This is a genomic window from Primorskyibacter flagellatus (assembly GCF_048268605.1).
GTDB lineage: Bacteria > Pseudomonadota > Alphaproteobacteria > Rhodobacterales > Rhodobacteraceae > Primorskyibacter > Primorskyibacter flagellatus.
The window spans coordinates 1-7,798 of sequence record NZ_JBLWVF010000045.1; the positions used below are offsets into that span (position 1 = coordinate 1).

Annotated in this window: 7 protein-coding genes and 4 pseudogenes; 7 read left to right on the forward strand and 4 right to left on the reverse strand. The window is 59.0% G+C overall.

What is annotated here, in order from left to right; all coding sequences use genetic code 11:
* A partial coding sequence (locus ACN0WV_RS19340; RefSeq protein ID WP_417607876.1) for a recombinase family protein occupies positions 1–271 on the reverse strand: 271 nt, incomplete at its 3' end.
* A gap of 108 nt (positions 272–379) precedes the next feature.
* Between ACN0WV_RS19340 and ACN0WV_RS19345 the strand changes: the two genes are divergently transcribed.
* The 7 genes and pseudogenes from ACN0WV_RS19345 (at position 380) to ACN0WV_RS19375 (ending at position 5,526) form a co-directional block, all read left to right on the forward strand.
* A complete protein-coding gene (locus ACN0WV_RS19345) occupies positions 380–1,210 on the forward strand; it encodes a Tn3 family transposase (protein WP_417607877.1) in 831 nt (276 codons plus the stop codon).
* A 134-nt stretch (positions 1,211–1,344) separates the two neighbouring features.
* The gene (locus ACN0WV_RS19350) at positions 1,345–1,878 is read left to right on the forward strand and encodes a tyrosine-type recombinase/integrase (RefSeq protein WP_047998187.1); all 534 of its coding nucleotides are present in this window, start codon (positions 1,345–1,347) and stop codon (positions 1,876–1,878) included.
* A gap of 133 nt (positions 1,879–2,011) precedes the next feature.
* Positions 2,012–2,272: a helix-turn-helix domain-containing protein gene (locus ACN0WV_RS19355; RefSeq protein ID WP_047998188.1), complete on the forward strand. Its 261-nt coding sequence runs from the start codon at positions 2,012–2,014 to the stop codon at positions 2,270–2,272.
* 74 nt (positions 2,273–2,346) lie between these two features.
* A complete protein-coding gene (locus tag ACN0WV_RS19360) occupies positions 2,347–4,068 on the forward strand; it encodes a SulP family inorganic anion transporter (RefSeq protein WP_417607878.1) in 1,722 nt (573 codons plus the stop codon).
* Positions 4,068–4,310: a winged helix-turn-helix transcriptional regulator gene (locus ACN0WV_RS19365; protein ID WP_417607880.1), complete on the forward strand. Its 243-nt coding sequence runs from the start codon at positions 4,068–4,070 to the stop codon at positions 4,308–4,310. Before ACN0WV_RS19360 ends, ACN0WV_RS19365 begins: the two co-directional genes overlap by 1 nt.
* Positions 4,311–4,424: 114 nt before the next feature.
* A pseudogene (locus ACN0WV_RS19370) lies at positions 4,425–4,865 on the forward strand (IS6 family transposase); the annotation flags it as partial.
* A gap of 325 nt (positions 4,866–5,190) precedes the next feature.
* A complete protein-coding gene (locus ACN0WV_RS19375) occupies positions 5,191–5,526 on the forward strand; it encodes a YegP family protein (protein WP_417607879.1) in 336 nt (111 codons plus the stop codon).
* 363 nt (positions 5,527–5,889) lie between these two features.
* Here ACN0WV_RS19375 and ACN0WV_RS19380 read toward each other — a convergent pair.
* The 3 pseudogenes from ACN0WV_RS19380 to ACN0WV_RS19390 all read right to left on the reverse strand — a co-directional run.
* A pseudogene (locus ACN0WV_RS19380) lies at positions 5,890–6,339 on the reverse strand (integrase core domain-containing protein); the annotation flags it as partial.
* A 187-nt stretch (positions 6,340–6,526) separates the two neighbouring features.
* Positions 6,527–7,246 (reverse strand): annotated as a pseudogene (istA, locus tag ACN0WV_RS19385) (IS21 family transposase); the annotation flags it as partial.
* 189 nt (positions 7,247–7,435) lie between these two features.
* A pseudogene (locus ACN0WV_RS19390) lies at positions 7,436–7,798 on the reverse strand (ISKra4 family transposase); the annotation flags it as partial.

The window sequence follows — 7,798 nt, forward strand, 5'->3', positions numbered from 1 at the left end:
AGTCGCGAACCGTATCAATCAGGTGACTCATGCTACGACCGAGACGGTCGAGCTTCCAGACAATCAGCGCGTCACCGGAACGTAAGTGATCGAGCGCTTGATTTAATCCTGGTCGATCCGTCTTGGCACCAGATACGCAATCTTCAAATATCTCCCCGCAACCGGCCGCCTTGAGCGCGTCGATCTGTGGGGCCAGCGATTGATCGGCCGTTGAGATGCGCGCATATCCGACCGGAGCAACAAATTCTGCAGTCTTTGTCCGTTTTTCCATCCGCCAATCATCTTGTCCGTCATTCCGTTGTCAAGCCATATTAACGGACAGAAAAGCACGGGGCCGTCAAACGACCGATTCCCGGACACCACTATGACGGAGAGCCTCATGCCCCGAATGCAAATCCTTTCACCCTCCGAGCAAGAGGCGTTTGACGGTCCGCCAGTATTCGACTTCCGTGAGCGCAAACGATGTTTCGATCTGCCAAAAAGTGACATCCATTCCACCGACAGCCACGGCTACACCGAAGCCATCTTCGGGATGACGCACCTGCTGGGCTTTTCCTTCGCCCCACGGATCAAAGGCATTGGAAAACAGACCCTCTACATCTTCAAGCCGGACCGCCCAAGGGATCATGATTGGATCATCGCGCCGGACAAAACCATCAATGAGACCCTGATCCGCGAAAACTGGGATGCTCTGTTACGTCTGGTCGCCACCATCAAGCTCAAGGAAAACACCGCGTCCGACATCTTCCGGCGGCTCAATTCCTATTCCCGGCAGCACGCGCTCTATCAGACTCTGAAAGCCTTCGGGCAGATCATCAAATCGCTGTTCATCCTGCGCTATGTCGATGACCTGAGCCTGCGGCAGGCCATCGAACGTCAGCTCAACAAGGTCGAACTCGCCAACCGCTTCACCCGCGCTGTCGCCGTTGGCAATCCCCGCGAGTTCACCCAAGCCGAAAAAGAGGAACAGGAGATCGCCGAGGCCTGCAACCGCCTCATCAAAAACAGCATCATCTGTTGGAACTACCTCTACCTCGCCCACCAACTCGAAAGGGCCCCGGATGAGGAAACCAAAGAAAACCTGCGTCGCACGATCGCCGCACACGCCCCAATGGCCTGGGCACACATCAACATGCTCGGCGAATACGACTTCTCTGATGATAAACTCCGCGACGAGCTCGGAATCCTCCCCCTGAAATCAGCCGCCTGACACACCCTCCAGATCAGGGGGAGATAAAACAGGAAAAATCACAACGAATTAACCGCTTACAGAGATCCCTGTGGGACCAAACGTTCCTTTATGCCGACGGACCCGAAATTGCGTGACGTCTTCATGCCCTCGTTTTGGAGGGAAAGACTGTCGGGCGCCTGTCCGAGGCAGCAGAGCTGAAGGTGCAGGATCTGTCGCTTGCCGCCCGAAGGGGTGGCCATGATCTTGCGACCCTTCATGGAAAGGGCGGCAAGATCCGCCAGTGCCCGTTATGGCCAGAAACCGAGCGGGCTCTTGCGCACGAAATCCGGGATCGCGAAGGGGATACACCTGTCTTTGTCAGCAGGCTTGGGGCAGGGTTCACGCGGTTCGGCGTCTATCGCCTGATCGAGCGCTGCGCTGCGCATGTTCCTGCGCTCGCCGGCCGCACGATCACGCCACATGTGATCCGACATACGACCGTCTGCCATCTTGTCCTTGCCAGGGTGGACATCAACACCATCCGCGCATGGCTTGGGTATGTGTCGATCAGCACGACCAACATTTATGCCGAGATCGACCTGACGATGAAGGCCAACGCCGTTGCACTCTGCGAAGTCGGCCAACAGAGATCAGGGCGCTCGTGGAAGGTGGACAAAGACCTGATGGCGTTACTGAAATCCTTGTGAGACGAAATCCCCGATGTGGGTTGCCACATCGGTGAGGGCAATGCACTGATACATATCCAAGGCACCTACATTGATACTTGAAATATCAAATATAATAGTTTAGATCGGCATTATCCCATTCACAGGATACCTCATGATCACTGGCCCCCAGATGCGCGCTGCACGTGCTTTACTCGGTATCGACCAGAAGACCCTGGCCGAGCTGGCAGGGCTTTCTGTGCCGACGATCCAGCGCATGGAGGCAAGCACCGGCAATGTGCGCGGCGTGGTCGACAGCCTGACCAAGGTCATCGCAGCGCTTGAGCTTGCCGGGGCAGAACTCATTGGCGAAGGCTCCGTCAGCACGGCGGGCGGACGCGGTGTGCGCCTCAAGGTGCCTCCACCCAGACATTGAAAACTCAACACGCGACGGCGACCGCCGACAAAAAGCCGACGATCCCGCCGCTACCCTAAAAGGTGCGGCCGAAGATGAAAGACAAGACCACCAGAGAGAGAACGGCACTCAGCTTCGCCGAACTCTATACTCCGAAACTCGTCACGGTCCTGCGTGAGGGCTATGGACTGCCCCAGTTACGCGCGGATGCCATTGCCGGTCTGACCGTTGCCATTGTGGCCTTGCCGCTTTCGATGGCGATCGCCATCGCCTCGGGGGCGACCCCGGCGCAGGGTCTTTATACCGCGATCGTCGGCGGCTTCCTTGTCTCGCTTCTGGGCGGCTCGCGCTTCCAGATCGGCGGCCCGGCAGGCGCCTTCATCGTCCTTGTAGCCAGCACTGTCGCGCTGCATGGAATGGATGGGCTGATCCTCGCGACCTTCCTGTCGGGGTTGATGCTTACCGCTGTCGGGTTCCTGCGGCTTGGCACCTTCATCAAGTTCATTCCCTTCCCCGTGACCGTCGGGTTCACTGCCGGGATCGCGGTGATCATCTTCGCCAGCCAGATCAAGGAACTCTTCGGCCTGACGCTGGATCATGAACCTGGGGAGCTGCTTGAAAAGCTGTCGGTGTTGTGGGTGGCCCGGGACAGTATCACGCCCGCGGCCGTGCTGCTGTCTGCCGCGACGGTCGGTATCATCCTCGGCCTGCGCCGGTGGCGTCCCCATTGGCCGGGCATGCTGATCGCGGTCGCGGTCGCGGCGGCAGGCGTCGCGCTTCTGGGGCTGCCGGTGCAGACCATCGGCACCAAGTTCGGTGGGATCCCGTCCTCGCTTCCCGCTCCGAGGCTGCCGGAACTCTCTATGGAGAAGATGATGGCGGTGCTTCCGGCGGCGATCTCCTTCACCCTGCTTGGCGCCATCGAGTCGCTTTTGTCGGCGGTCGTGGCCGACGGCATGACCGGGCGGCGTCATCGCTCAAACTGTGAGCTTGTCGCCCAAGGGGCGGCCAATATCGGGGCCTCACTCTTCGCCGGCTTCTGCGTCACAGGGACGATCGCGCGGACGGCAACCAACGTGCGGGCGGGCGCGCATGGGCCGGTCGCAGGGATGCTGCATGCCCTGTTCATCCTGCTCTTCATGCTCGTCGCCGCCCCCCTCGCGGCTTATATTCCGCTCGCCGCACTGGCGGGTGTTCTGGCCGTCGTGGCCTGGAACATGATCGAGAAACCCGCCATCGCGATCTTGCTGCGCTCGGGCTGGGGCGAGGCGACAGTTCTTGGCGCGACCTTCTTCCTGACCATCTTCCGCGATCTGACCGAAGCCATCATCATCGGTTTCGCACTCGGCTCGGTCCTGTTCATCCACCGCATGAGCCAGACAACCGGGGTTGCTGCAAACACCGCCTTCGTCGGGCGTGACGAGGCGGATAGCACTCACCCGCGCGAGGCCTATGACGAGGAGGCCGCAGCCAACCCTGAGGTCGTGGTCTACCGTATCACCGGCGCGCTCTTCTTCGGTGCAACGGCCTCAATCGGATCGGTGCTCGACCGCATTCAGGACAGCCATAAGGCGCTGATCGTCGACTTCTCGGCTGTGCCGTTCCTCGACTCGACCGGGGCCAACATGATCGAAGGCCTCGCACACAAGGCACACAAGCGTAGCGTGGCCCTTTGGCTGACGGGCGCGAGCCGTGACATCCAGCGTGTGTTCGTGACGCACGGCCTGAAACGGCCGCTCGTCCACTATGCCGCTTCCGTCGAGGACGCCCTCAAAAGCGTTGAGGACGATATCGACGCCCACCAGGACGCCGCGTGATGCAGAGAGCCGCGTTGGAACGCCGGCGGCGCCGAGAGTCCTTCGATCCACAGGAGCGACGCCGCTATGTTCTTTCCACGCTTGAGCGTCCACGCACGCAGGCAGAACTTCGTGACGCCCTTGGCATGAGCAACAGCGGAATCCTGCACCTCCTGCGGCGCCTAGAGCGGGACGGGCTGGTCCGCCCAGCCGAACGTGTGGCCTGGACGCGTGTCTGGGAAAAGAGGCGAAACGGTGACTGACGTCATGAACGGAGACAGCTCGAACGCCACGCCGAATGGGAATGCGCCGTCCGGGACTGTCACATAAACTTTCGTTCGGTTGCTCGCGTTACAATTTGGGCATAGCTGGCAATGATGCATACACCGTCTATCAACTACAAACGTCATCGCTTCCCAGCCCAGATCATCGCTCACGCAGTGTGGCTGTACGTTCGTTTCAACCTGAGCCTGCGTGAGGTTGAAGAGATGCTGCTGGAGCGCGGCATCGACGTGTCCTATGAGACCATCCGGCGCTGGACCGTCAAGTTTGGCCAGCAAATCGCCCGGAACCTGCGACGTCGGCAGTCCCGTCCCGGTGACATCTGGCATCTGGACGAAGTCGTCGTGAAGATCGCAGGCAGGTCATACTGGCTGTGGCGCGCCGTCGATCAGTATGGTGTCGTTCTGGAAGAAATCCTTCAATCTAGACGGGATAAGCGCGCGGCAAAGCGGCTGCTGGTCAGTCTGATCAAGCGGCATGGCTTCGTCCCGAAACCGATCGTCACGGACAAGCTGCGGTCTTATGGAGCGGCCAAGGGCTATCTCAATCTGACAGCCCGGAGGCGGACAGGGATCAACTGAATTGGTCTGCGGCACGGGCGCTTTCGTCACGCTCATTGGCGCGAACGATACCGGGCGAGAAGACCCATGCTCACCGTTTCGATACCATCCTTCTTCAGGTCCTGATGACCAGTTCGCCCAAAGCAAAACTCCCCGCTGGCCTACGCAATCCGATCCTGCCAATATCGGGGCAATTGCGTTGGAACGATTTCTACGCGCATAGAGAAATCCGGGGCTTGCCAATCCCGTGTCGCACCTGTCAACTGCGTGCGGAAATCAGACTCTGGGAGGAATTGATTGAATGGCAGGTAAATTCGAGCTCTACGAGGACAGGGCGGGGGAGTACCGGTTTCGTTTGAAGGCCGGAAATGGTGAGATCATCCTGACCGGCGAGGGTTACAAGCAGATGGCCAATGCCAAGAATGGCATCGCCTCTGTGCGCACCAACGCTCCACTGGACGCACGCTACGAGCGTAAGACCAACGCGGCTGGAAAGCCCATGTTCAATCTCAAGGCCAGCAACGGCCAGGTCATCGGGACCAGCGAAGCCTATAGCAGTGATGCCGCCCGCGAAAACGGCATCGCTTCTGTGAAAGCCAACGCACCCGATGTCAGGCTTGACGATCAGACCGTTTGACACTCCGACGCGGCGCCTTGCCATCGGCTGAGGCGCCGCACTTATGATGACGGTGAGGGTGGGCGAGTTGGAACCGGCAAAAAGGTGGGAGAGTTACCGGCTTAGCCGGATATGCTCCATTCGCAAAAGCTCCGCCTTGACCAGCTGTCCGGCGCCTGAATCAATAGCGGTACGACCTTGGTTGCCCTAAACCGCAATCACCGCTTGGGCTGCATTAAGTACTGCGACGGCAATATGGACCTCCGCATAGAACTCGGCTTCCACTGCCGCTCGCAGGACTGATCGGTCGTGGAAACCCGGGTATAGATGGCGGCGCGCTGTCCGAGTTGAACCGGTAATCCTCCCATTTTTAATGGGGTTCATTCATAGAACTTGCGCGGCTATTTTCAGTTTCTGGGCGGGTGTGATGCCGCCAATGCCCATGTTCGGGCGGTCGTTGTTATATGTCCATAGCCATTGCGTGGCGTGATCTTGCGCCTCCTCTATGCTTTCGATGATGTATTGATCCAGCCATTCATGCCGGACCGTCCGGTTGTAACGCTCGATGTAGGCATTCTGTTGCGGCTGGCCGGGTTGGATGTGCTGGATCGTAACTCCTTGTTTTTCAGCCCATTCCATTAGCTTTCCGCTGATGTATTCCGGGCCGTTGTCGACTCTTATGGTGCCGGGCTTGCCACGCCATTCGATGATGCGGTTAAGGCTCCGGATGACCCTTTCGGCGGGCAAGGAAAAATCGACCTCAATGCCCAATCCCTCGCGGTTGAAGTCATCCAACACGTTCAAGAACCGGAATGCGCGACCATCGCCAAGGCGACCGTAGCGGTCACCAATCACATAGTGCGAGAGCATCGCACTGAACCTCTGGCCGAGTATTGCGCCGCCGTTCACAACCCCCCTCTGGCCGGACAAGGTCATCCCCGGAAACAAGGGGCTGGACTTCCACGCCAAGGAAAAGCTGAACGCCCATCTGATCGGGGCAGACCACGCGACCAACACGCTCCCCTACCAGGCCCTCAACAGCACCCTTGTCGTTGCCCTTGCCGGGTCGCCCGTAGCGGTCATGAATGAAGTAATGCGACAAGAAGCCGCTGAACAGCTTGGCCCGCTTGCGCGTGCCACCCGGCAAAATCTTTGCCACCAGGCACCGGTCATTATCGTAAAGAACCGACTGCGGCACCCGCCCGAAGAACGCAAAGGCATGGACGTGGCCATCAACCCAAGCCTCGGAAACGGCAGCCGGATAAGCGCGAACAAAACAAGCATCGCTGTGGGGCAAATCCAGCGCGAAGAAATGCGCCTTTTGTTCAACACCACCAATCACCACCATGGCTTCGCCGAAATCCGCCTGGGCGTGGCCGGGGGCATGTGCCAACGGCACAAACATCTCGCGGCTGCGCCGACTGTGTTCACGGACGTAGTTCTTGACCGTCGTGTAGCCGCCCTTGAACCCGTGCTCATCCCGCAGCCGTTCAAAAATGCGCTTGGCGGTGTGACGTTGTTTACGGTTCCGACTGAGATCTTCCTGCAGCCACTGGTCAATAAAGCCGGTGAAGCCATCCAGTTTGGGCCGTTTGATCTCCGCCGTCCGTTGATATCCGGGCGGGACCGAAAAGCACATCATCTTCTTCACGCTCGCACGCGATATCCCAAAATGAAGAGCTGCAGCCCGTTCGCTCATGCCCTCGCGGCGCGCAAGGCGCACCTTCCTATAAAGTTCCACGCTGAAAATACCCCCACCCTCCCTGTCACCAGAAAGGGCCAAAGTGGCAAAGTTTTACCCTGCCCGCAGCAGGACTATCCCGCCACTTCCGTGGCAAACTTTCGCACTGCCGTTCTCGGTGATGGAGAAGAATATTGCCTATCCGCCAGACGCCCGGCTGTATGAGACAGCGCGCCGAAAATTGGTCGGGTTGCCATTCCAAAGGAACCCTTTGATCTCGCGCAGCAGGCGGGCAATGGCTTCGGCCTCGGCGGGATTGTGATGCGCGAGCCCTTTGACGTATTGCTGCATCACGGTGATGCGCATGGTGATGTGGAACCAATCCAGGATATGCTCAGAGGCAGGTGCCATGTGTCGCGCCATGTTGATGACCGTGTCTCCACCGTCAGTCATGAATGTCACTGGCTGGTTTTCCTGCCAACCCTGATCCTTCAGAACTTCATGCAGTCGCCGCTTGGGCTTGTCATCATGACTTTGGACAAGCCCAAGGTAGCGGCTCGGGCGATCTGTGGGGATGGATTTGCCGACGGTGACCCCGAAATGCGACTGACC